The organism is Bisbaumannia pacifica, from assembly GCF_007989625.1.
Lineage (GTDB): Bacteria > Pseudomonadota > Gammaproteobacteria > Pseudomonadales > Halomonadaceae > Bisbaumannia > Bisbaumannia pacifica.
This window is the reverse complement of sequence record NZ_BJUK01000008.1, coordinates 1-23637: the sequence shown is the minus strand read 5'-3', so window position 1 is coordinate 23637 and position 23637 is coordinate 1. Positions and strand designations below refer to the sequence as shown.

Genomic DNA, 23637 nt, shown 5'->3' with positions numbered 1-23637 from the left:
TCCCCCAGCGGTGATTCTCCACCTGGAGAGAGTCAGCGCCGCCAGAAGGCGGGGGTAAAGAGCACCAGCACGGTAAAGATCTCCAGGCGCCCGAGCAGCATGGCCACCACCAGGATCCACTTGGCCAGGTCGGGCAGGCCGCCGTAGTTCGCGCTGGCCTCGCCCAGGGCCGGGCCCAGGTTATTGAGGCTGGAGGCCACCGTGGACCAGGCGGTGACCTGGTCCACGCCGGTGGCCATCACCCCCACCAGCATCAGGAAGAAGAGCATCACATAGACCGAGAAGAAGCCCCACACGGCCTGGGCGATGCCATCGGGCACGCTATGCTTGCCCACCTTGACGGCGATCACCGCATTGGGGTGGATCAGGCGCATGATCTCGCGCATGCCCTGCTTGAGGATCAGGATGATGCGAATCACCTTCATGCCACCGCCGGTGGAACCGGAACAGCCGCCCACGAAGGCGGCCATAAACAGCAGGAAGGGCAGGGCCCCGGGCCAGGCCGAGAAGTCGGCGACGCCGAAGCCGGCGGTGCTGGCCACCGAGACCACCTGGAAGAGGCCGTGGCGCAGCCCCAGGCTGTCGTCATAGGTGCCGGTGACCCAGAGGGCACCGACGGTGATCAGCGCCAGGCCACCCAGGAAGAGCAGCAGGAAGTTCGCCTCCGGGTCGCGCAGGTAATGGCCCAGGCGCTTCTCCCGCCAGGCGACGAAGTGCAGGCTGAAGCTCATCGCCGAGACGACCATGAAGGCCACGCAGATCAGCTCGATGGTGGCGCTGTCGAAGTGACCGATGCTGGCGTCATAGGTGGAGAAACCGCCCAGGGCGACGGTGGAGAAGCCGTGACCCAAGGCATCGAACCAGTGCATGCCCGCCGCCCAGTAGGCGAGGATGCAGGTCAGGGTCAGGGAGGCGTAGATATACCACAGCGCCTTGGCGGTCTCGGTGATCCGCGGGGTAAGCTTGGAATCCTTCAGGGGGCCCGGGATCTCGGTGCGGTAGAGGGCCATGCCGCCGACGCCTAGGGTCGGCAGGATGGCCACCGCCAGTACCACGATCCCCATGCCGCCCAGCCACTGCAGCTGCTGGCGATAGTAGCGCACCGACTCGGGCAGGCCCTCGATGCCGGTGATCACGGTGGCGCCGGTGGTGGTCAGGCCGGAGAAGGACTCGAAGAAGGCGTCGGTCACCGACAGCGCATGCACGCCATCGAGCATCAGCGGCAGGGCCCCGAAGCTGCCCAGCACGCTCCAGAACAGCGCGGCGATCAGGAAGCCGTCGCGGGTGCGCAGCTCCTTGCGGGCATGCCGGTTGGGCCAGAAGATCAGGGCCCCGGTGGCCACGGTAATGCCCAGGGCGATGGTGAAGGCGCTCCAGATGCCGTCCCGATAGAGCAGGGAGATCAGTACTGGCGGCACCATGGTCAGGCTGAACTGCATCAGCAGTAGCCCGAGGATGCGCAGGATCATGCGTAGGCTCATGGTGCCGCAGTCCTTAGGGAAACCACCCGGTTCATCAGAAGAAGGTCAGGCCGACCTGGAAGAGGCGCTCCACGTCGCGGATGCGGCGCTTGTCGACGACGAACAGGATGACATGATCGCCGGACTCCACCACCACGTCGTCGTGGGCGATCAGCACCTCCTTGCCGCGCACCACGGCGCCGATGGTGGTGCCGCCGGGCAGGTCGATCTCGCCGATGGCACGGCCCACCACCCGGGAGGAGCGGGCATCGCCGTGGGCGATGGCCTCGATGGCCTCGGCGGCGCCGCGACGCAGGGAGTGGACATTGACGATATCGCCGCGGCGTACATGGGTCAGCAGGCTGCCGATGGTGGCCTGCTGGGGGGAGATGGCGATATCGATCTCGCCACCCTGAACCAGGTCCACGTAGGCGGCGTTATTGATCAGCGTCAGCACCCGCCGGGCCCCCAAACGCTTGGCCAGCATCGACGACATGATATTGACCTCGTCGTCGTTGGTCAGGGCGCAGAAGATATCGCACTCCTCGATGTTCTCCTCCAGCAGCAGGCGCTTGCTGGTGGCGCTGCCGTGGAGCACCACGGTGCGGTCGAGGCGCTCGGAGAGGGTGGTGCAGCGCTCCAGGCTGTGCTCGATGATCTTCACCTGATGGCTGTGCTCGAGCATCTCGGCGAGGCGCTCGCCGATATTGCCGCCGCCGGCGATCATCACCCGCCGGAAGTCCCGTTCGACCCGGCGCAGCTCGCTCATCACCGCGCGAATATCGCGACGGGCGGCGATAAAGAACACCTCGTCGTCGGCCTCGATCACGGTGTCGCCCCGCGGGATGATCGGCCGGTTGCGGCGATAGATGGCCGCCACCCGGGTATCCACGCTGGGCATATGGCGGCGCAGGAAGCCCAGGTCCTGGCCCACCAGGGGCCCGCCATAGAAGGCCTCCACCGCCACTAGCTGCACCTGGCCGCCGGCGAACTCCAGCACCTGCAGGGCGCCGGGGTACTCGATCAGGCGGCGGATATGGTCGGTGACCACCTGCTCTGGGCTGATCAACACATCGATGGGAATCGCCTCGTGGGCGAACAGGCCGCGACGGGTCAGGTAGGCGGTGGCCCGCACCCGGGCGATCTTGGTCGGGGTGCGGAAGAGGGTATGGGCGACCTGGCAGGCGATCATGTTGACCTCGTCCTGACTGGTCACCGCGATCAGCATGTCGGCGTCCTCGCAGCCGGCCTGGCGCAGCACCATGGGATAGGAGGCGGGGCCACTGACGGTGCGGATATCCAGGCGATTATGCAGCTCGCGCAGCTTGTCGCCGTCGGTGTCCACCACCGTGATGTCGTTCTCCTCGTGGGCCAGGTGTTCGGCCAGGGTGCCGCCGACCTGACCGGCGCCGAGAATGATGATCTTCATGACAGGGATTCCGTCTGCTGATAACCCAAGCTGCCGCCGGCGCTGGGGAAGCGTCGGCGGCGGACCGAAAGGCGCCGGCTAGCATAAACCACCGGGCCACGGGGGTCACTCTTCCAGGGTGAAGCCCACCTTGAGGGTCACCTGCCAGTGAGCCACTTTGCCGTTTTCGATATGCCCGCGGGTCTCGATCACCTCGAACCAGCGCATGTCGTGAATGGTGCGACTGGCCCGAGTCAGGGCCTGATTGACGGCGTCCTCGATGCCCTCGGGGGAGGAGCCGGTGAGCTCGATATGCTTGTAGACGTGGGACATGGGGCCTCCCGTGCCGATGAAGGGGCCCCGCCGTGATGGCGGGGGCTCCTGGCAGTATAGGGGGGCAGGCACCGGATGCCGGTAAACGCTAATTCTTCACCGGGGCGCGTCAGGCGATGGCCTTGCTCTTGTGCAGCCGGGCATAGAAGAAGCCGTCGTGGCTATCCTCCTCGGGCAGCAACTGTCGGCCGGCGCCGGCGGGGCGACCCCAGGCCACGTCGCCGGGGGTGGTGACTTCGGCGTCGGGGGTGCGGGCCAGGAAGGCCTGGATCTGATCGGCGTTCTCTTCCGGCAGTACCGAGCAGGTGGCATAGAGCAGGGTGCCGCCGGGGGCCAGCTTGGCCCAGAGGGCATCCAGCAGCCTGGCCTGCAGCGTCGCCAGCCGGGGGATATCCTCGGCACGGCGCAGGGCCTTGATGTCCGGGTGGCGGCGGATCACGCCGCTGCCGGAGCAGGGGGCGTCCAGCAGGATGGCATCGAAGGGGGTGCCATCCCACCAGTCATCCGTGGCGGCGTCGGCATGCAGCAGGGTGGCTTCCAGCTTGAGTCGCTCCAGGGTCGATTCGACCCGGGAGAGCCGCTTGGCGTCGCTGTCGATGCCGGTCAGGGCCAGGTCGAAGACCTCCAGCAGGTGGGCGGTCTTGCCGCCGGGGGCGCAGCAGGCGTCCAGCACCCGGGCCCCGGGGCGCGGCGCCAGCACCGGGCCCAGCAGCTCGGCGGCGAGCTGGGCGGCCTCGTCCTGAACGCTGACATGGCCGGCCTCGAAGCCGGGGAGCTGGTAGACGTCGCAGGGAGTCTCCAGGGTCAGGCCATCCGGGGAGTGCAGGCAGAGTCGTGCCGAAAGGTGGACGTCGTAGAGGCGGGCCAGGTAGGCCTCCCGATCGCCATGACGGCGGTTGATGCGCAGGGTCATGGGGCCGGGCAGGTTATTGGCAGCGGCGATGGCGCGCCAGTCGTTGGGCCAGGCCTGACGCAGTGCCTTGAGCAGCCAGGGCGGATGCATCAGGGCCACATGAGGGTCCTTGTCCACCTCGGCCTGGAGCGCCATCGACTCCCGTTGCAGGCGGCGCAGGCAGCCGTTGAGCACCCGGGTGGCCCACTCCTTGCCGAGCAGGCGGGCGGCGCCGGCGGTTTCGCCCACGGCGGCGTGGGCCGGCACGCGCAGGTAGAGCAACTGGTAGATGCCTACCAGCAGCAGGGCCTGAATATCCGCATCGCGACGCTTGAAGGGGTGCTTGAGCAGCCGGCCGGCCAGGGCCTCCAGGCGCGGCTGGGTGCGGCAGACGCCATAGCAGAGCTCGCGCAGCAGGCCCCGATCACGGCTGCCCACCTGCCCCTCGTCGAGGCTCGCCAAGGAACCCTTGGCGGTAATCACCGGGACCAGATTGCGGGCGGCGGCGGCGCGCACTTCCTGGCCGTTGGGGGGGCGACGATCGCTCATTGGGGCGTCTCCGTGGGGGTCTCGCCCAGGCGGGTGCCCGGGGTGAAGCGGGCCTGGCCGGCGTTAAGCAGCTCCCGGGTGGCCAGGGGCTTGCCGCCGGGCAATTGGGCGCGACTCACCGCCAGTACCTCGCGGCCGTCCTCGCCGCAGGCGATACGCAGGGCGTCGCGGCCGGCGGAGAGCAGGGTGCCGGGAGGCGCTTGGGGATCCTCGGCGAGGCGCTCGCCGACGGCCGCCAGCCAGACCCGCAGGGGCTGGCCCGCCAGGCGGGTCCAGGCCACCGGCCAGGGGTTGAAGGCGCGCACCCGGGCGGCCAGCTCGGCGGCGGGGCGGCGGAAATCGAGTTCCGCCTCCGCCTTGGAGAGCTTGGCGGCATAGGTCACGCCCGCCTCGGGCTGGGGGGTGGCGGTCAGGCCGTCCGCGGCGAGCCGGTCGAGGGCCTCGACGATGGCCTCGCCACCGAGTGCCGCCAGGCGGTCGTGGAGTTCGCCGCCGGTGGTGGTGTCCTCGATAGAGGTGGTACGGGTCAGCAGCATGGGGCCGGTATCCAGGCCGACGTCCATCTGCATGATGGTCACCCCGCTCTCGACATCGCCGGCCTCGATGGCGCGCTGGATGGGCGCGGCGCCGCGCCAGCGCGGCAGCAGGGAGGCGTGCACATTGAGACAGCCCAGACGCGGGATATCCAGTACCGCCTGGGGCAGCAAGAGGCCATAGGCCACCACCACCATGAGATCCGCCTCGAGGGCCGCCAGTTCGGCCTGGGCCTCGGCATCCCTCAGGCTCTGGGGCTGGTAGACCGGCAGTTCATGCTGTTGGGCCAGGGCCTTGACCGGGCTGGGGGTCAATTTGCGGCCGCGGCCGGCGGGACGATCGGGCTGGGTATAGACGGCGATGACCCGGTGGGGACTGTCGAGCAGCGCCTGGAGGCTGGAGGCGGCGAAGTCCGGGGTGCCGGCGAAGATCACGCGAAGGGGTCGAGTCATGCAGGATGGCCTTGCTGGGTCGTCGGTTCTGACAGGGTAGGCGACATGATAGCGCAAGGCGGCCCTTAACGACGAAGGCCGGGGGATACCCGGCCTTGTCGTGGGGGGGAGGCTTAGGCCTCCTGCAGCAGCTTATGGCGCTTCTGCATCTTCTTCATGACTCGCTCGCGCTTGAGTGCCGAGAGGTAGTCGACGAAGAGCACGCCCTCGAGGTGGTCATGCTCGTGCTGGATGCAGTGCGCCAGCAGGCCATCGGCCTCCAGCTCGTAGGGCTGGCCATCGCGGTCGAGGGCCTTGAGACGGACCCTCAGCGCGCGGGGCACTTCGGCGTAATACTCGGGCACCGAGAGGCAGCCCTCCTGCATCGGCTGACGCTCCTCGCCGAGGGGAGTGTACTCGGGATTGATCAGCACCAGTGGCTGGCTCTGGTCGTCGCTGATGTCCATCACGATGACGCGACGGTGCACATCCACCTGGGTCGCCGCCAGGCCGATGCCGCGGGCGGCGTACATGGTCTCGAACATGTCATCGACCAGCTGGCGAACGGCATCATCGACGCTGTCGACCGGGGCCGCCTTGGTGCGCAGACGCTCGTCGGGAAATTCGAGAATGGGTAACTTGGCCATGGCGTTGAAATCACCGTTGTGCGGGGGTTCGGGTTTCTTTCCATATTGTAGAGGGGTGACGACGGCAACGGAACCACGCGACCCGATCATGGGCGTAATAGTCATGCCCTATCGTGCATCCCGGTGTGCGTGAACGGGACACGGGGATTACACTGATTTACGAAATGCTACATGATGAAGGTGCGGGGAATTCATTCGGCCGGTACCCGATCGGGGCCGGCGGGGCTGGGGGGGCCAAGGGATGAAACGATGCGTGCGATATCTATGCGGCGGGGCGCTGGTGGCCCTGATCATGGCGTGGGTGGCCGCGGCTCAGGCGCAATCGCTGAGCTATGCCGGGCTCAGGGACGATGCCCCGGAGCGCTATACGGTGGTGCGCGGCGATACCCTCTGGGATATCTCCGGACGCTTCCTGCGCCACCCCTGGCAATGGCCGGAGATCTGGCAGGTCAATCCGCAGATCCGCAACCCTCACCTGATCTACCCCGGTGACATCATCTACCTGGCCGACTGCAACGGTCGCCCCTGCCTGCGCCTGGAGCGGGGGCAGGGCGTGGTGCGGCTCTCGCCGGAGGTGCGCCGGGTGCCTCACCGGGAGGCCATCGCGCCCCTGCCCCTGGAGGTGGTGGAGCACTTCCTGCGCCGTCATCGGGTGGTGGACGAGGCCGAGGGGATCGAGAACCTGGCCTATGTGGTGGGCGGCGACGATCGCCGCCTGGTCAGTGGCGCGGGCGATGCCATCTACGTGCGCGGCGCGCTGCCCGATACCGGGCGCCTGGGGATCTATCGCCTGGGCGAGCGCTACGAGGATCCCCAGAACGGCGAGCTGCTGGGCATCGAGTTGCTTGGCGTGGGGCGCGCCCTGTGGCTGCGTCGCGATGGCGAGATCAGCCGCCTGGAGATCACCGAGTCCGATTTCGAGGTGCGCAATGGCGACCTGATCCTGCCGGTGGAAGAGCGCGAGTGGGCCGGTCAGTTCCTGCCCCGGGCGCCGGAGCGCGCCATCAGTGGTCGCATCCTGGCGGTGCCCGGCGGGGTGCAGTTCATCGGCCGCCTGCAGGTGGTGGCCCTGGACCTGGGGCGCCGCGATGGCATCGCGGCGGGACATGTGCTGCGGGTCGAGCAGCAGGGCGAGCTGGTCACCGACCCCAACACCAACGAGCTGATCCAGCTGCCCGGCGAGGAGGCCGGCCTGGTGATGGTGTTCCGTCCCTTCGAGAAGGTCAGCTACGCCCTGGTGATGCAGGCGACGCGCACCCTGGCGGTGGGGGATCGGGTCTATCACCCCGACCGCCGCGAGCTGCTGGCCGACGCGCCCTGAGCGCAGGCGCCGATGACCGCCAGGGAGTGGTGGTTGCTGACCCGGCTGCCTGGCCTGGGGGCCCTGCAACTGGCGAGGCTGCGGGCCCAGTCGCCGGCCTGGCCCGAGGGCTGGCTGGCGCTGCTGCCGGGGCAGGCCCGTCAGGCCCTGCGGCTATGGCTCGAGCATCCCGCCCGCAGCCCCCTCCAGGCCGAGCTCGAGGCCCTGGAGGAATGGGGCGACGCGGCCGAGGATCACCACCTGCTGTCCCCCGATCACCCCGCCTGGCCGAGGCTACTCGATGAATTGCCCGACCCGCCGCCACTGCTCTGGGCGCGGGGTGAGCTCGCGACCCTGACACCGCCCCGCCTGGCCATGGTGGGGTCCCGCCGCCCCACCCGGGATGGCCTGCGGAGCGCGGCTCGCTTCGCCGAGGCCATGGCCGCGCAGGGCTGGTGCGTGGTCAGCGGCATGGCTCTGGGGATCGACGGCGGTGCCCAGGCGGCGGCCCTGGCGGCCGGCGGTACCAGTCTGGCGGTACTCGGGACGGGCATCGACGTGATCTACCCCCGCCAGCATGGCGCCCTCTACGAGCGGTTGCGCCGAGACGGCCTGCTGCTTTCGGAACATCCTCCCGGTACCCCTCCCCACCCTGGCCATTTCCCGCGTCGCAACCGCATCATCACCGGCCTCTCGCGGGGCGTGCTGGTGGTGGAAGCCGCCGAGCGCAGCGGCTCCCTGGTCAGCGCCCGTCTGGCCCTGGAACAGGGCCGCGACCTCTTCGTGCTGCCCGGGTCGCTGCACAACCCCCAGGCCCGGGGCTGCCTGCAGCTGCTGCGCCAGGGGGCGACCCTGATCACCCGGCCCGAGGAGCTGCTGGAGGAGCTGGGGCACTGGGAGGGCCCCCTGGCCGTATCGATGCCCGAGCCGGAGCCTGCCGCCGCCGACGACGCGCCACTGCTGGCGCTGCTCAGCGACGTGCCCACGCCCCTGGATGCCCTGGTGGCGCTGGCCGGGCTATCGGTGGCGGAGTGCCAGCGACAGTTGCTGGCCCTGGAGCTGGAGGGCCGGGTGACGGCCACCGCCGGGGGCTGGATCCGCCTTCCGTAAGGCGCGGGCCATGGTAGACTTTGCCTTTTCAGCGAGAGCGATGAGGTCGCCATGGGTGATGCGCTTCTTTCCAGTGAATCTCTGTCTCAGGGCGTCGCCGCGCTGCGCAGCGGCGGCGTGATCGCCTACCCCACCGAGGCGGTCTGGGGGCTGGGTTGCGACCCGGATGACGACCGGGCGCTGACCGCCCTGTTGCGCCTCAAGTCCCGGGACCCGGCCAAGGGAATGATCCTGATCGCCGGCGATATCACCCAGTTCGGCCCCTGGCTGGAGGGGCTCGACTCGGCCCTGCATGCGCCCCTGGTGGCCAGCTGGCCCGGCCCCAATACCTGGCTGGTGCCGGACAACGGCCGTGCCCATCCCCTGGTGCGCGGTGGCCACCGCAGCGTGGCGCTGCGGGTCAGCGATCATCCCCTGGTCGCCGAGCTCTGTGCCGCCTTCGGCGGGCCCATCGTCTCGACCTCCGCCAATCCCGCCGGGCAGCCGCCGGCGCTCAGCGCGGACCAGGTGCGTGGCTATTTCGGCGACGACCTGGCGGCGCTGGTGGAGGGCCCGCTTGGCGGGCGCGACCAGCCCAGCACCATTCGTGATCTGATCAGCGGGCGCGTGCTGCGCGGCTGATCCTTCCCATGCACCCGGGTCGGGCACTCGTCCGGCCCAATATCGACCGGAGGCTTCGTGGCCCACGCCCATCTCGATGCCGTCAAGACCTACCTGCTGGAGCTGCAGGACCGCTTATGTCAGGGCCTGGCCGAGGAGGATGGCCGGGCCAAGTTCCGCGAGGATGCCTGGACCCGGGACGAGGGCGGTGGCGGCCGCTCCCGGGTGATCGAGAACGGCGCCCTCTTCGAGAAGGGCGGCGTCAATTTCTCCCATGTGTATGGCGCCCAGCTGCCGCCTTCGGCCACCGCGGCGCGGCCGGAGCTCGCCGGACGCGGCTTCCATGCGGTGGGCGTCTCCTGGGTGCTGCACCCGGAGAATCCCCATGTGCCCACCAGCCACGGTAATGTGCGCTTCTTTATCGCCGAGAAGGCGGGCGAGGCGCCGGTGTGGTGGTTCGGCGGCGGCTTCGACCTGACCCCCTTCTACCCGGTGCTGGATGACGTTCGGCACTGGCACCGGGTGGCCCGGAACGCCTGCGCGCCCTTCGGCGACGACGTCTACCCGCGCTACAAGGCTTGGTGTGACGACTACTTCTACCTCAAGCATCGCGGCGAGACCCGCGGCGTGGGCGGGCTCTTCTTCGACGACCTCAACGACTGGGGCTTCGACAAGAGCTTCGCCTTCCAGCGCGCCGTGGGCGACGCCTTCCTCGACGCCTACCTGCCCATCGCCCGGCGCCGCCGGGAGACGCCCTGGGGCGAGCGAGAACGGGATTTCCAGCTCTATCGCCGGGGGCGCTACGTGGAGTTCAACCTGGTCTGGGATCGGGGCACCCTCTTCGGCCTGCAGAGCGGCGGACGCACCGAGTCGATCCTGATGTCGATGCCGCCGCTGGCGCGCTGGGACTACGGCTGGGAGCCCAAGCCGGGCAGCCCGGAGGCGACGCTCTACCGGGACTATCTGCGGCCCCGGGACTGGCTGGGGGAGGCGTCGGCATGAGCGATCGCTACTGCGTCTTCGGCCACCCCATCGGCCACTCCCGGTCGCCGGCCATCCACGCCGCCTTCGCCGCCCAGTGCGGTGAAGCGATCGACTACACCGCCATCGAGGCGCCCCTGGACGACTTCGCCGGCGCCTGGCGCGACTTCGTCGCCGCCGGCGGTCGCGGTGCCAATGTCACCGTGCCCTTCAAGGAGGAGGCCCACCGCCTGTGCGCGACCCTGAGCCGCCGGGCGCGGCGGGCCGGGGCGGTGAATACCCTGGTGCTGGGCAAGAATGGCGACACCTACGGGGATACCACCGATGGCGTCGGTCTGGTCCGCGACCTCCAGCGCCATGGCGTGATGCTGCGGGGCGCGCGGGTCCTGGTGCTGGGCGCCGGGGGGGCGGTGCGCGGGGTGCTGGAGCCGCTGCTGGCCGAGGGGCCGGCGAGCCTCCGGGTGGCCAATCGCACCGCCGCCAAGGCCGAGGCCCTGGCCGATGATTTCGCCGATCTGGGGCCGATCCGGGGCGGTGGCTTCGAGGCCGTCGCCGGGCCTTTCGATCTGGTGATCAACGGCACCAGCGCCAGCCTGGGGGGCGCGCTTCCGCCGCTGCCCGACGACCTCTTCGCCGCGGGGGCGACCGCCTACGACATGATGTATGGCGCCGAGCTCACCGTCTTCCTGCGCTGGGCCCGCGAGCGCGGCGCCCGCCCCCTAGATGGCCTGGGCATGCTGGTGGAGCAGGCCGCCGAGGCCTTCTTCCAGTGGCGCGGCAAGCGCCCCGATACCGCCCCGGTACTGGCCGAGCTGCGGCGCAGCCTCTGAGCGGCATGGTAGATACGACCCGACGCTGGCATCTGGCGCGGCGTCCCACGGGGTCGCCTGTGCCTACCGATTTCACGCTGCGCGAGGTGTCGTTGCCGTCGTGTTCGTTGGGGCAGGTAGAGCTCGAACTGCACTGGCTCTCCGTGGATCCCTATATGCGTACCCGCATGCAGCCCGAGGGCTATGGCTACCTGGCCAAGTGGCAGCCGGGGGCACCGCTCTCCGCCTGGGGGCTGGGGCGCATTATCCGCAGTCGCGGGCGCTGGCGGGAGGGCGACTGGGTGGTCGGCCACCTGCCGGTGGCTGACCGGACGATCCTGACGACCCCCGAACCAGCCGACCTGCTGCCGTTCTGTCTGCCGGCCTGCACCCCGGCCCCCGAGCGTTGGCTCCATGAGCGCGGCATGACCGGTTTCACCGCCTGGTTGGGGATGCGCCACTACGGCCGGCCGCGTCCCGGTGAGACGGTGCTGGTGTCGGCCGCCACCGGGGCCGTGGGCAGCCTAGCCGTGCAGTTGGCCCAGCGCGCCGGGGCCCGGGTGATCGCCGGTGCCGGCAGCGCCACCAAACGTGCCTGGCTGCGCGAGGCACTGGGCGTGTCGGCGACCCTGGATGATCGTGATGCCGAGGGCTTCGCGGCGCAGCTGGCAAAGGCCGCCCCGGAGGGGCTCGACCTGGACTTCGAGAACCTGGGCGGGGCGATCTTCGCCGCCGCCATCGACTGCTTACGTCCCGGAGGGCGGGTCATGCTATGCGGGATGATCAGCCAGTACAATGACTCCGACCCGCGTCGTGCCCCGCCCAACCTGGTGCGTTTGCAGAGACTCGGAGCCAAGCTGATGCCCTTCGTGGTGCCCGGTCACGAGGCCGAGCACTGGGCGCGCTTCCAGGCCGAGATGGCCGAGTTCGAAGGCCTGGCTCCCCTCGATGTAATCGACGGCCTCGCGGCCTGGCCGCGGGCCCTCTGCGGCCTGTTTACCGGCAAGGGGATCGGCAAGCGAGTGGTGCGGTTACGCTGATCACTCAGCGGCGCTTGGTGTAGAGTCCCACCATGCATAGCCCCACCCCCAGTACCGACAGCAGCATGCCGCCGTTGACCAGCAGCGGGTGGCGTTGCAGCAGGGAGGCGAAGGGCTGAGGCATCTCCCGACACACCCCGTCCAGGTAGTCCCAGTGGCCCCCGCCGAAGGTGCAGTCACGCACCTGGGCGAGTTCCCAGAAATAGATGCCCATCAGCGCCAGGGAGGGGAGGATCAACAGTAGCAGTCCGAGTCGTAGCATGGGGGTTCCGTCGGGGTTAGCGGGGGGCTTGGCAGTTGGGTACGCGGCCGGCCTGACGGGCGCGCTCGTAGCGGGCCAGGGCCGGCCCCATCTCCGCCTGCAGGGTGGCCAGGCGCTGGGCATGGCTGGGGTGTGTCGAGAGCCAGGCGGGCGGCTGGCCACCGGAGGCGGCGCGCATGTTCTCCCACAGGGCCAGGCTGGCGCGGGGATCGAAGCCGGCATCGGCCATCAGGCCCAGGCCGATGATATCCGCCTCGCTCTCGTGACGCCGCGAGAAGGGTAGCAGGATGCCGTACTGGGCGCCGGCGCCCATCAGGCCCAACACCTGCTGGCTCTCGATGCCGGCGGAGCTCTGCAGCACCGACAGGCCCAGTTGAGTCACCGACTGGGTCGAAGCCCGCTCGTTGGCATGGCTGGCCAGTACATGGCCGATCTCGTGGCCCACGACGGCGGCTAGCTGGTCGGGGGTCTGGGCCACCTTCAGCAGGCCGCTATGCACGCCCATATAGCCCCCGGGCAGGGCGAAGGCGTTGACCGACGCCTCGTCGAAGACGCGGATCTGCCAGTTCTGGTGGCGGACCCGCTCCGGCAGGGCGGCGACCAGGGCGCCGGCCACGCACTCGGCGTAGCGCTGAGCGGTGCCACCCGCCTGGGGCAGGTCCGACTGGTACTGGGCGAAGGCCTGCTGGCCCATCTGGTTCAGCTGCTCATCCGAATAGAGGGTCAGCTGCTGGCGTCCGGTGGGCGAGGTGGCGCAGGCGGCGAGGCCGAGGCAGAGGGCACCGACGGCCAGGAAACGACTCCATCCCATGGGATTCTCCTCAGGTCTGGTCGGGCCGCAGGAGGCCGACGCTGGCCGGCCCCTGGACGGCGCCGAGGGTTCGCCACAAGATACCCCGATGTCACCCCAGGTCAACCACAGGAGTGGAGCAATGAACGAGGAGTTAACCCAGCGACTGCTGTCGCTGCTGACACGGGTCGAGCCCTGGCTGCCGCCGGCCCCCCAGGCGGTGGACTGGTCCCGGGACGTGGCGGCCCTGTGGCAGCGTCATGCCCTGGGTGGGCAGCTCCTGCCGGTGCCGCTCCGGGATGCCCTGGGCCTGGACGACCTGCTGGGCATCGAGCGCCAGAAGCTGGCCCTGGTGGACAACACCCGCGCCTTCCTGCGGGGGCTGCCGGCCAACCATGCCCTGCTATGGGGCTCCCGGGGCAGCGGCAAGTCGTCGCTGATCCGCGCCCTGCTCAACTCCCTGGCCGGCGAGGGACTGCGGCTGGTCCAGGTGGACCGTCACGACCTGGCGGGGCTGCCGCTGCTGGTCGAGCAGCTGCGCCGCGAGCCGCATCGCTTCGTGGTCTACTGCGACGACCTCTCCTTCGAGGGGAATGACGACGCCTACAAGGCGCTGAAGAGCGTGCTGGACGGTGCCCTCACCGGGCCGCCGGAGAACGTGCTGCTCTACGCCACCTCCAATCGTCGCCACCTGCTGCCGGAGTCGATGAGCGACAACGACGCCAGCCGCCTGGTGGACGAAGAGCTCCACCACGGCGATGCGGTGGAGGAGAAGATCTCGCTCTCCGACCGCTTCGGGCTGTGGCTCGGCTTCCACCCCTTCAACCAGGACACCTACCTGGAGGCCTGCTGTCACTGGGTGACCCGGCTGGGCGAGGCCGAGGACTGGAACGGCGAGGCCCGGACCGCGGCGATCCGCTTCGCCACCCTGCGCGGTGGGCGCAGCGGCCGCGCCGCCTGGCAGTTCGCCAACCAGTGGGTGGGCGGCCGGCGCCTGGCCGGCGAAGCCTGAAACGACGCCGCCCGCCGTCGAGGACGGCGGGCGGCGATCGGACCCGGGAGGCTCAGCGGCGGCGCTTGCCGCGGGCCTCCTTGGTGCGGCCCAGTTCGCGTTTCTTGGCCTTCTCCCGGTCGCTGGCGCCGGCATCGGCGTCATAGGGGTTGTGGCCGGAGCGGAACTCGAAGCGGATCGGCGTGCCGCGCACCTTGAGCACCTTACGGAAGGTGTTGGTCAGGTAGCGCTTGTAGGCCTCCGGCAGCGACTCGGTCTGGTTGCCATGGACCACGATGATCGGCGGGTTGGCGCCGCCCTGGTGAGCCATGCGCAGCTTGATGCGCCGCCCGCGCACCAGCGGCGGCTGATGCTCGCCGACCGCGTCCTGGAGGATGGTGGTCAGGCGATTGGTGGACCAGCGGGTGGTGGAGGAGGCGAAGGCCCGCTCGATGGAGGGGTAGAGATCGCCCACCCCGGTGCCGTGCAGGGCCGAGATAAAGTGCAGGTCGGCGTAGTCGGCGAAGCCCAGGCGGCGCTTGACCTCGGCGCGCATCTTCTCCTTCTGCTCGCTCTCCAGGCCGTCCCACTTGTTGACCGCCAGCACCAGGGCACGGCCGCTGGAGAGCACATAGTCGAGCAGGTGCAGGTCCTGTTCGACCAGGCCGGAGCGGGCATCCAGCACCATGATGGCGACGTGACACTCCTTGATCGCCTCCAGGGTCTTGATGATGGAGAACTTCTCGGCGATCTCGCGGACGTTCTTGCGGCGCCGGATACCGGCGGTATCCACCAGCACATAGGGTCGGCCGCGGCGCTCGAAGGGGATCTCGATGGCGTCGCGGGTGGTGCCCGCCTCGTCGAAGACCACCACCCGTTCCTCGCCGAGCAGGCGGTTGACCAGGGTCGACTTGCCCACATTGGGGCGGCCGATGACGCCGATGCGGATGCCGTCGTCCCGGGCCGGGAGCGCCTCCTCCTCGGGTTGCTCCGGGAAGGGGGCGAGCACTTCCTCGATCAGCCGGCTGACGTTGCGGCCATGGGCGGCGGCGATCGGCCAGGGGTCGCCCAGGCCCAGCTGCCAGAAGTCGGCCATAGCGGAGTGCTCTTCCAGGCCGTCGGTCTTGTTGACCACCAGCCAGGTCTTCTTCTGGTTGACGCGCAGGTGGTTGGCGATGGCCTCGTCGGCCACGTTGAGGCCGGCCCGGGCATCGACGAGGAAGAGCACGATATCGGCCTCGTCGATGGCGGCCAGGGATTGCTCCGCCATGGCCGCATCGATGCCTTCCTCGTCGCCGCTGATGCCGCCGGTGTCGATCACCGTGAACGGCTTGTCGCCGAGGCGCCCGTTACCGTACTTGCGGTCGCGGGTCAGGCCGGGGAAGTCGGCCACCAGCGCGTCCCGCGAGCGGGTCAGCCGGTTGAAGAGGGTCGATTTGCCCACATTGGGGCGGCCGACCAGGGCAATTACTGGGGTCATGGTGTCTCGCGAATGGTCAGGGCTTCGAGGCGCCCGTCGTTGGCCAGCACATGGATCTGGCGGCCCTCGGTGAGGGGGCGCAGCATGATGCCGGAACGGTTGATGCGGGTACGGCCGGCCAGCTCGCCGTTGCGAGCCTCCAGCAGGTGCAGGTAACCCTCGAAGTCACCCAGCACCAGCTTGCCATCGGCGAAGGCCGGGGCGGTGAGCCAGCGCCCCTCCAGGGCCTCGTTGCGCCAGATCGGCTGGCCGGAGAGGGCGTCCAGGGCGAGCACATGGCCGGCCTCGTTGACGGTAAACAGGTAGTCGCCCACCAGCAGCGGGGTCAGGTAGCTGGAGTGGTCGCGCTGCCACAGTACCTCGCCGGAGGTGGCTTCCAGGGCCACCAGGCGGCCGTTGTAGCTGGTCACATAGAGGCGACCGTCCGGGGTCAGCAACGGCTGGCCGTCCAGGTCGACCAGGCGGGCGATCTCGCTGCGGCCCTGGGGCACGGCGACCCGCAGGTCCCATAGCGACTGGCCGCTGCGGTTATCCAGGGTCACCAGGCGGCCGTTGGCGAAGCCGGCGAAGGTGACCGGCTCGATCACCCGGGGGGTGCCGGTGCCGCGCAGGGTCAGGGCCGGCTCGTTGGCGGTATAGACCCAGCGCTCGGCGCCGCTGGCGCGGTCCAGGGCGGTGACGCTGCCGTCGACGCTCTGCACCACCAGCAGCTGCTGGCTGGGTTGGGGGGCGGCCAGCACTTCGCTGGGCACCCGCGCGCGCCAGGCGAGGCTGCCGTTGTCCTGGTTCAGGGCCAGCACCTCGCCGTTGCGGGTGCCCAGGTAGAGTTGCCCGGCCACCGCGGTCAGGCCGCTGGAGACGGCCTCGTCGAGCTCCTGGCGCCACTCGATCTCGCCGCTGTCGGCGTCCAGGGCCAGCAGGCGTCCTTCGGCATCGGCGGCGAAAAGGCGCTGGCCATCGCGGATCGGCGCGATGGGGTAGCCGGCACGGCCCAGGCCGCTGCCGATGCCACGGCTCCAGTCGCTGGCGAGGTCGGCGCTGGCCTCGAAGGCCTCCAGGGCCTTGGGCGGATACTGGGGTTCACTCTTGCTGGCACAGCCGGCCAGCAGCGCCAGGGCGGCGCAGGCGATTACCAGGGTCGGTTTCATTGGTCGGCTCCTTCCTGACCGAGGTCGTCCAGCTTGAGCTGGACGCCATAGAGGGCCTGGCCATGGCGCTCGGCCAGGCTCAGGGCATCGCGATAGGCGCGGCGGGCCGCCGCCACCTCGCCGAGGGCCAGGCGGGCATCGCCGATCAGCTCGGCGCGCTGGGCGCCGAGTGCCTCGGCCAGCTCGCCCTCGAGGGTCGCCACGGCCGCGGCGGGCTCGTCGTCGGCCAGCTGCAGGCGGGCCAGGCGCAGTCGCGCCAGGTCACGCACATAGGCATCCTCGCTGGCCTGCACCAGGTCGCCGAGGACGGCCCGGGCGGCGACCCGGTCGCCGGCCTCCACCGCCAGGCGCGCCTCGATCAGCCGCGACAGGTCGGCATAGAGGGTGCCGTCGTGGGCATCGGTGATCTCGTCCACCAGGCGCTGGGCCTCGGCCAGGCCGGCTTCGTCGAGACGCTCCTGGGAGGCCAGGCCGATCAACTGCTGGTAGCGGATGGAGGCGGCCTCGGCCTGATTGGCCTGATAGCTCTGCCAGGCATTCCAGCCGATGAGCCCCGCGGCGGCCAGCACCACGCCGGCGACCAGCGCCATGCCGTTTTCCTTCCACCAGCGCTTGAGCGCTTCCAGCTGCTCTTCTTCGGTTCTCAGCTCCGCCACGGGCGGTCTCCTTGTCGATCGAATGGGTCGCGGATCAGTCGGCGAGCAGTTCCGGCAGGGCCGACACCAGGGCCTCCCGGGAGAGGCTCTGCTGGTCGCACTCCTCGCGCAGGAACTTGAGGGTCACGCGGCCTTCGGCCAGTTCGTCCTCGCCGAGCAGCAGGGCCAGGCGTGCCCCGCTCTTGTCGGCCTTCTTGATCTGGCTTTTGAAGCTGCCGCCGCCGCAGTGCACCTGCAGGCGTAGCTCGGGCAGGGCGCCGCGCAGCTCCTCGCCGAGCAACAGGGCGGCGCGGCTGGCGGCCTCGCCCATGCCCAGCACATAGAGGTCGAGGCTCGGCCGGGCCGCGGCGGGCATCAGCTCCAGGGTTTCGAGCAGCAGGATCAACCGCTCGATGCCCATGGCGAAGCCCACCGCCGGGGTCGGCTTGCCGCCCAGCTGCTCCACCAGGCCATCGTAGCGGCCACCGGCGCAGACGGTGCCCTGGCTGCCGAGGGCCGTGGTGGTCCATTCGAAGACGCTGCGCGAGTAGTAATCGAGGCCGCGCACCAGGCGCGGGTTGATCACGTAATCGATGCCGGCGTCGTCGAGGATCGCGGTCAGGGCGGCGAAGTGGTCCCGGGACTCGGCGTCCAGGTGATCCATCAGCCGCGGCGCGGCGTCGAGCATGGCCGCCATGTCCGGGTTCTTGGAGTCGAGGATGCGCAGCGGGTTGCTGGTCAGGCGACGCCGGGAGTCCTCGTCGAGCAGCGCATGGTGCTCCTCGAAGTAGGCCACCAGGGTCTCCCGGTAGGCGGCGCGGGCCTCCAGGGAGCCCAGGGAGTTGAGCTCCAGGGTGACGTGTTCCATCAGCCCCAGCTCCTGCCACAGGCGGGCGGTGAGCAGGATCAGCTCGGCGTCCACGTCGGGGCCCTCGAAGCCGAAGGTCTCCACGCCGACCTGATGGAACTGGCGGTAGCGACCCTTCTGGGGGCGCTCGTGGCGGAACATCGGGCCCTGGTACCAGAGGCGCTGGGTCTGGTTATGCAGCAGGCCATGCTCCATGGCGGCGCGCACGCAGCTCGCCGTGCCCTCGGGACGCAGGGTCAGGCTGTCGCCGTTGCGGTCCTCGAAGGTGTACATCTCCTTCTCGACGATGTCGGTGACCTCGCCGATGGAGCGCGCGAACAGGGCGGTCTGCTCGACGATGGGGGTGCGGATCTCGGCATAGCCGTAGCGCCGCATCAGGTCGCGTACCTTGCCCTCGAAGTACTGCCACAGCGGGGACTGCTCCGGCAGCAGGTCGTTCATGCCACGAATGGCCTGGATCTTCTTGCTCAACATTGACTCCTTGATGGGGCGCCCTCAGCCGCGGGCGATCGTATCCTTCTCGGCGGCTTGCTTCTCGCGCACCTTGGTGCGGATCAGCGCCTCCAGCTCGTCGACCAGGTTGTCGTTGCGCAGCTTGCTGGCCGGCTTGCCATCGATATAGACGAGGTTGGCGGGGCTGCCGCCGGTGAGGCCGAGATCGCTCTCCTTGGCCTCGCCGGGACCGTTGACCACGCAGCCGATCACCGAGACGTCGAGCGGCGTCATGACGTCCTCGAGGCGCTCCTCAAGGGCATTCATGGTGCCGATGACGTCGAAATTCTGCCGCGAGCAGCTGGGGCAGGCGATGAAGTTGATGCCCTTGGCGCGCAGGCGCAGGCTCTTGAGCATGTCGAAGCCGACCTTGATCTCTTCCACCGGGTCGGCGGCCAGCGACACTCGGATGGTATCGCCGATGCCGTCCATCAGCAGCAGGCCGAGGCCGATGGAGGACTTGACGGTGCCGGAGCGCAGCCCCCCCGCCTCGGTGATGCCCAGGTGCAGGGGCTGTTCGATGCGGGTGGCCAGGTCGCGGTAGGCGGCCACCGCCATAAAGACGTCGCTGGCCTTGACGCTGACCTTGTACTCCTGGAAATCGAGACGATCGAGGTGATCGATATGGCGCATGGCGGACTCCACCAGCGCCGCCGGGGTCGGCTCGCCGTACTTCTTCTGCAGGTCCTTCTCCAGGGAGCCGGCATTGACGCCGATGCGGATCGGGATGCCGTTGTCCCGGGCCGCGGAGACCACGGCACGCACCCGCTCCTCGCGGCCGATATTGCCGGGGTTGATGCGCAGGCAGTCGACGCCGAGTTCGGCGACCCGCAGGGCGATCTTGTAATCGAAGTGGATATCCGCCACCAGTGGCACCGCCACCTGCCGCTTGATCTGGCCGAAGGCCTCGGCGGCGTCCATGTCGGGTACCGAGACCCGCACGATATCGGCGCCGGCGGCCTCCAGACGCTGGATCTGGGCCACGGTGGCGGCCACGTCCAGGGTATTGGTGTTGGTCATGCTCTGCACCGAGATGGGCGCATCGCCCCCCACGGGCACCGAGCCCACATGAATCTGGCGCGACTGACGACGGATGATCGGAGATTGGGCGTGCATAGGACTTAGGGTCATTCTCCCAGGGTGAAGCGCGCGACGTTATTGGCGCCGGCGCGGGCACCGAGATCGATGGTCTCGCCGCGGTAACGCAGCTCGACGCCGCTGGCATTGCCGACGGTCAGGCGGAAGGGCGGCTCGCCCTCCAGGCTGGCGGTCTGCCCCGGCTCCTGCAGGCCGATCAGGATGCGCTGGCCGTTGGCGTCGAAGATCTCGGTCCAGGACTGTTCGTTGAAGGTCAGCTCCAGGCGACGCGGGTCCGCGGCGGCTGCCTCCTCGGTGGCTTCCTCCTCGGTGGCGGGCTCGTCGGCCGCCTCGGCGCTGGGGGGCGCGGCATCGGCCTCGTCGGCCACGCCGGCCGCATCATCGGCCGTGGTGGCGTCGCGCTCGGGGACGACCTCTGAGGGCGTCGCCTCGATACCGGGCGTCTCGATACCGGGCGCCTCGATACCGGGCGTCTCGATCGCGGCGGGGGCCTCGGGCTCGGGGCCCTGGTCGGTGGCCACCTGGCTGGACCAGTCGCGGCTCGGCTCGTTGGCCGGCGTGCCGTCGAGGCTATCCACCGCCACCGGCGCCTCGTCCTCGAGGCCGCCGAGCTCGTTCCCGCCGCGGCTCTGCCACCACAGCAGGGTCAGGCCGACCAGGCCGAGGAGCACCAGCAGGGTGACCAGCTTGAAGAGCCAGGCCCCCAGTCGCGACGGTGGCTTGGTGACCTGCACCGGCGTCACCGGGCGTTCCGCCTCCTGACTGCCGTGGCGGGCGTTGTAGGCGCCGATCACCGGGCCGTCGTCCATGCCCAGGAAGCGGGCATAGGCGCGCAGGTAGCCACGCCGGTAGGCGGAGACCGGGACCTCGCCGTAGTCGTCCTCCTCCAGGCCGCCGATCACCGCCGGGCGCAGGTTGAGGCCGGCGGCGATCTGCTCCAGGGAGAGCCCTTGGCGCTCCCGTTCGGCCTTGAGCAGGGCGCCGGGAGAGGGGGTGCTGGACACCGCATCGAGTGAGGGGTCGTGCATGTCGCTCATGACTGAGCATCCTTGATCGAGAGTCGGGGGTCAGAGAGTGCCATGAGGACGCAGCGGCGAGTTCGATGACGAGGTGGCGCCGCCTTCGGCGGCGCGAATCTGGCTGGCCAGGCGCTGGCTGGCGGGAGTGGCGCCGGCCAGACGCATAAACAACTGCAGCTGCTCCCGGGCACGCGAATAGTTTCCCTGGGCGTACTCGAGTTGGGCCAGCAGGAAGTAGCTGCGCGGGGCGCGAGCGTCGATGGCCTGGGCGCGCTCCAGGCTCTGGCGCGCCGCGGCGACGTCGCCGATCTCCTGCTGACATTGGCCCAGGTTGGCAAACAACTGGGCGCGATTATTGTACTGGGTATCTCGGGAGGCCTGCGCCAACTGCTCGCAGGCTTCGCGGGTGCGGCCGCGATCATAGAGGAAGGCCGCATAGTTATTGCGCGCCCGGGTAAAGTCGGGAGCCTGCGCCAGGGCGCGTTGGAAGTACTCTTCCGCCAGGCGCGATTCGCCCTGGCGCTGATAGACGATGGCCATGGCCTGCAGGGCTTCCACGTCCTGGGGATCGGCCTGCAGGGCGTGATCCAGGGCGGCGAGGGCGCGTGGCAGGTTGTTGCGCTCCAGGTAGCCCAGCCCCAGCTCGGTATAGGCCTCGACGGGCGAGGTGCTCGTCGTTTGCACTGCCTGGCCCGCACAGCCTCCCAGGCCCAGGCTGGCAACCAGCAGCAGGGGAAGGGCGAGGCGGCGTGGGGGGCGGGGCTGGGTGGAACGACGGCTCATCGAATCCTCGCATGACGACTAAGTGGGAACAGGGCTCGGCGAGAGGCCGAGGCCTTGGCAAAAGGCCTCACCATCAAAGCGCCCCGCCCGGTTGAAGTCAAGGTGACCGACGGCTCAGTCGGCGTCGATCTGGATCGACTGGATATAACGCTCGTGACGCTTGGTGCGATCCTTGACCCGACCCACCAGCTGGCCACAGGCGGCATCGATGTCGTCGCCGCGAGTGGTGCGGATCGGCGCCGTATAGCCCAGTTCATAGAGCCACTGCTGGAAGCGCATCACCTGGTTGCGGGACGGCTTCTCGTAGCCCGAGTGGGGGAAGGGGTTGAAGGGAATCAAGTTGATCTTGCAGGGCAGCTCCTCGAGCAGCTCGGCGAGCTGGCGGGCGTGCACCTGCTGATCGTTGACGTCCTTGATCACCGTGTACTCGATGGTGACCAGGCGGGTGTCATCGCACTTGCCGAGATAACGCTTGCAGGCGTCGAGCAGGGTGCGAATGTCGTACTTGCGGTTGAGCGGCACTAGCTCGTTGCGCAGCTCGTCATTGGCGGCGTGCAGCGAGATGGCCAGGCTCACGTCGAGCTCGTCGCCGAGCTTGTCGATCATCGGCACCACCCCGGAAGTGGAGAGGGTGACGCGGCGCTTGGAGAGGCCGTAACCGTTGTCGTCGAGCATCAGCTTCATGGCCGGCACGACGTTGTCGTAATTGAGCAGCGGCTCGCCCATGCCCATCATCACCACATTGGTGACCGGGCGATTGGCGGTATCGCGGCGCGGGCCCACGCTGCGCTGGGCGACCCACACCTGGCCGATGATCTCGGCGGCGGTGAGGTTGCGCTGGAAGCCCTGCTTACCGGTGGAACAGAAGCTGCAGTCCAGCGAGCAGCCGACCTGGGAAGAGACGCACAGGGTGCGGCGCTTGCCGTTCTCGGCGGGAATCAGCACCGTCTCCACGTAGCTGCCGTCTTCCACCTCCAGTACCCATTTGCGGGTGCCGTCGCTGGAGGTGCCCTCATAGACCACGCCGGGGCCACGGATCTCGGCCACCTCATTGAGCTTGGCACGCAGCGGCTTGGAGAGGTTGGTCATGGCCTCGAAGTCGTCACAGCCTTCGATATGGATCCACTTCATCACCTGGGCGGCGCGGAATTTCTTCTCGCCCAGCGACGCGAAGAAGGCTTCCAGCGCCTCGCGGGTCATGCCGAGCAGGTTGGTACGTTGGGGCGTGGTAGTGGTCATGGCGATCAGCGGGTCGGAGGAGGGAGGGCGGCCGGGGAGGCGGGGGACGTGCCCCCGCCCGGGAGATCAGCGCGGGCAGATCTCGTCGGCGCCGAAGAAGTAGGCGATCTCGCGCTCGGCGGACTCGGCGGAGTCGGAGCCGTGCACGGCGTTGGCGTCGATGGTTTCGGCGAAGTCGGCGCGGATGGTGCCCGGCGCGGCTTCTTTCGGGTTGGTGGCGCCCATCAGCTCACGGTTCTTGGCGATGGCGTCGTCGCCTTCCAGCACCTGCACGACCACCGGGCCGGAGGTCATGAAGCCGACCAGGTCCTTGAAGAAGGGACGCTCCTTGTGCTCGGCGTAGAAGCCGCCGGCCTTGTCGTCGTCCAGCTTGAGCATCTTGGCGGCGACGACCTGGAGGCCGGCCTTCTCGAAGCGGGCGATGATCTCGCCGATGGCGTTCTTGGCGACGGCGTCGGGCTTGATGATGGACAGGGTACGTTCGGTAGCCATGGGGCGTGTCTCCGTAATGGAATGGACAGGGTCTTCAGGATAACGACGCGCCGCCCTGCCCTGGGGAAGGGCAGGCAGCGTATCGGGCAAGTGGTTCGGCGGCGGGCGACCGCGAGGCGAGCCGATAAAGGCGCCGAATGGGCGCGCATTATAGCGGCTTATCGGCCGCCGGGACAATCGGCGCCGTCTTGTACTCGGATCGACTCGGCCGAAGGCTGAGGGGCGCTGGGGGCAAGCCGGAGCAAA

24 protein-coding genes are annotated in these 23637 nt (G+C 69.2%); 7 read left to right on the top strand and 17 right to left on the bottom strand.

Features of this window, described 5'->3' with window-relative positions; genetic code table 11:
- Window positions 1–32 precede the first annotated feature (32 nt).
- The 6 genes from HPA02_RS04860 to def form a co-directional block, all read right to left on the bottom strand.
- Entirely contained in the window at window positions 33–1481 is a 1449-nt protein-coding gene (locus tag HPA02_RS04860) for a TrkH family potassium uptake protein (RefSeq protein WP_146801960.1), read from the bottom strand.
- Window positions 1482–1515: 34 nt separating this feature from the next.
- A complete protein-coding gene (gene trkA, locus HPA02_RS04855) occupies window positions 1516–2889 on the bottom strand; it encodes a Trk system potassium transporter TrkA (RefSeq protein ID WP_146801959.1) in 1374 nt (457 codons plus the stop codon).
- 105 nt (window positions 2890–2994) lie between these two features.
- A complete protein-coding gene (locus HPA02_RS04850) occupies window positions 2995–3201 on the bottom strand; it encodes a dodecin (RefSeq protein WP_146801958.1) in 207 nt (68 codons plus the stop codon).
- A gap of 109 nt (window positions 3202–3310) precedes the next feature.
- Window positions 3311–4642 carry a 16S rRNA (cytosine(967)-C(5))-methyltransferase RsmB gene (gene rsmB / locus HPA02_RS04845; RefSeq protein ID WP_146801957.1) on the bottom strand — a complete coding sequence of 444 codons (1332 nt, stop codon included), beginning with the start codon at window positions 4640–4642 and terminating at the stop codon, window positions 3311–3313.
- On the bottom strand, window positions 4639–5628 hold the full coding sequence (fmt, locus tag HPA02_RS04840) for a methionyl-tRNA formyltransferase (protein WP_146801956.1): 990 nt from the start codon (window positions 5626–5628) through the stop codon (window positions 4639–4641). The genes rsmB and fmt overlap by 4 nt, the downstream gene beginning before the upstream one ends.
- Window positions 5629–5741: 113 nt before the next feature.
- Complete coding sequence (def, locus tag HPA02_RS04835) at window positions 5742–6254, bottom strand: peptide deformylase (protein ID WP_146801955.1); 513 nt, start codon at window positions 6252–6254, stop codon at window positions 5742–5744.
- A gap of 241 nt (window positions 6255–6495) precedes the next feature.
- On the opposite strand from def, the gene HPA02_RS04830 reads away from it, so the two are divergent.
- Genes HPA02_RS04830 through HPA02_RS04805 form a run of 6 tightly spaced genes read left to right on the top strand, consistent with a single transcriptional unit; the run spans window position 6496 to window position 12094 of the window.
- Window positions 6496–7575: a LysM peptidoglycan-binding domain-containing protein gene (locus HPA02_RS04830; protein WP_186809927.1), complete on the top strand. Its 1080-nt coding sequence runs from the start codon at window positions 6496–6498 to the stop codon at window positions 7573–7575.
- A 12-nt stretch (window positions 7576–7587) separates the two neighbouring features.
- Complete coding sequence (gene dprA, locus HPA02_RS04825) at window positions 7588–8664, top strand: DNA-processing protein DprA (RefSeq protein ID WP_146801954.1); 1077 nt, start codon at window positions 7588–7590, stop codon at window positions 8662–8664.
- A 51-nt stretch (window positions 8665–8715) separates the two neighbouring features.
- Window positions 8716–9285, top strand: a complete 570-nt coding sequence (gene tsaC, locus HPA02_RS04820; protein ID WP_146801953.1) for an L-threonylcarbamoyladenylate synthase type 1 TsaC — start codon at window positions 8716–8718, stop codon at window positions 9283–9285.
- 57 nt (window positions 9286–9342) lie between these two features.
- Window positions 9343–10266: an oxygen-dependent coproporphyrinogen oxidase gene (gene hemF, locus HPA02_RS04815; protein WP_146801952.1), complete on the top strand. Its 924-nt coding sequence runs from the start codon at window positions 9343–9345 to the stop codon at window positions 10264–10266.
- Window positions 10263–11075, top strand: a complete 813-nt coding sequence (aroE, locus tag HPA02_RS04810; RefSeq protein WP_146801951.1) for a shikimate dehydrogenase — start codon at window positions 10263–10265, stop codon at window positions 11073–11075. Before hemF ends, aroE begins: the two co-directional genes overlap by 4 nt.
- A 5-nt stretch (window positions 11076–11080) precedes the next feature.
- Window positions 11081–12094 (top strand): MDR family NADP-dependent oxidoreductase, encoded by a 1014-nt coding sequence (locus HPA02_RS04805; RefSeq protein WP_146801950.1) that lies wholly within the window; start codon window positions 11081–11083, stop codon window positions 12092–12094.
- A 4-nt stretch (window positions 12095–12098) separates the two neighbouring features.
- Here the strand turns inward: HPA02_RS04805 and HPA02_RS04800 are convergent, their stop codons facing one another.
- Together HPA02_RS04800 and HPA02_RS04795 are read right to left on the bottom strand one after the other, a co-directional pair.
- Entirely contained in the window at window positions 12099–12356 is a 258-nt protein-coding gene (locus tag HPA02_RS04800) for a hypothetical protein (RefSeq protein WP_146801949.1), read from the bottom strand.
- Window positions 12357–12372: 16 nt separating this feature from the next.
- The gene (locus tag HPA02_RS04795; protein WP_146801948.1) at window positions 12373–13167 is read right to left on the bottom strand and encodes a M48 family metallopeptidase; all 795 of its coding nucleotides are present in this window, start codon (window positions 13165–13167) and stop codon (window positions 12373–12375) included.
- Window positions 13168–13288: 121 nt separating this feature from the next.
- Between HPA02_RS04795 and HPA02_RS04790 the strand changes: the two genes are divergently transcribed.
- On the top strand, window positions 13289–14158 hold the full coding sequence (locus tag HPA02_RS04790) for an ATP-binding protein (RefSeq protein WP_146801947.1): 870 nt from the start codon (window positions 13289–13291) through the stop codon (window positions 14156–14158).
- A gap of 52 nt (window positions 14159–14210) precedes the next feature.
- Here the strand turns inward: HPA02_RS04790 and der are convergent, their stop codons facing one another.
- The 9 genes from der to ndk form a co-directional block, all read right to left on the bottom strand.
- On the bottom strand, window positions 14211–15617 hold the full coding sequence (gene der / locus HPA02_RS04785; RefSeq protein WP_146801946.1) for a ribosome biogenesis GTPase Der: 1407 nt from the start codon (window positions 15615–15617) through the stop codon (window positions 14211–14213).
- The gene (gene bamB, locus HPA02_RS04780) at window positions 15614–16765 is read right to left on the bottom strand and encodes an outer membrane protein assembly factor BamB (protein WP_146801945.1); all 1152 of its coding nucleotides are present in this window, start codon (window positions 16763–16765) and stop codon (window positions 15614–15616) included. The genes der and bamB overlap by 4 nt, the downstream gene beginning before the upstream one ends.
- Window positions 16762–17421, bottom strand: a complete 660-nt coding sequence (locus tag HPA02_RS04775; RefSeq protein WP_146801944.1) for a YfgM family protein — start codon at window positions 17419–17421, stop codon at window positions 16762–16764. Before HPA02_RS04775 ends, bamB begins: the two co-directional genes overlap by 4 nt.
- 34 nt (window positions 17422–17455) lie before the next feature.
- Window positions 17456–18739, bottom strand: coding sequence for a histidine--tRNA ligase (gene hisS / locus HPA02_RS04770; RefSeq protein WP_232340934.1), 1284 nt, complete (start codon window positions 18737–18739; stop codon window positions 17456–17458).
- Window positions 18740–18763: 24 nt separating this feature from the next.
- Window positions 18764–19876 carry a flavodoxin-dependent (E)-4-hydroxy-3-methylbut-2-enyl-diphosphate synthase gene (ispG, locus tag HPA02_RS04765; protein ID WP_146801942.1) on the bottom strand — a complete coding sequence of 371 codons (1113 nt, stop codon included), beginning with the start codon at window positions 19874–19876 and terminating at the stop codon, window positions 18764–18766.
- An 11-nt stretch (window positions 19877–19887) separates the two neighbouring features.
- Window positions 19888–20895, bottom strand: coding sequence for a RodZ domain-containing protein (locus HPA02_RS04760; protein ID WP_146801941.1), 1008 nt, complete (start codon window positions 20893–20895; stop codon window positions 19888–19890).
- A 30-nt stretch (window positions 20896–20925) separates the two neighbouring features.
- Window positions 20926–21660 carry a type IV pilus biogenesis/stability protein PilW gene (gene pilW, locus HPA02_RS04755; protein WP_146801940.1) on the bottom strand — a complete coding sequence of 245 codons (735 nt, stop codon included), beginning with the start codon at window positions 21658–21660 and terminating at the stop codon, window positions 20926–20928.
- 114 nt (window positions 21661–21774) lie between these two features.
- Window positions 21775–22899 carry a dual-specificity RNA methyltransferase RlmN gene (rlmN, locus tag HPA02_RS04750; protein WP_146801939.1) on the bottom strand — a complete coding sequence of 375 codons (1125 nt, stop codon included), beginning with the start codon at window positions 22897–22899 and terminating at the stop codon, window positions 21775–21777.
- Between the two features lie 66 nt (window positions 22900–22965).
- Window positions 22966–23391, bottom strand: coding sequence for a nucleoside-diphosphate kinase (gene ndk, locus HPA02_RS04745; RefSeq protein WP_146801938.1), 426 nt, complete (start codon window positions 23389–23391; stop codon window positions 22966–22968).
- Between the last annotated feature and the right edge of the window lie 246 nt (window positions 23392–23637).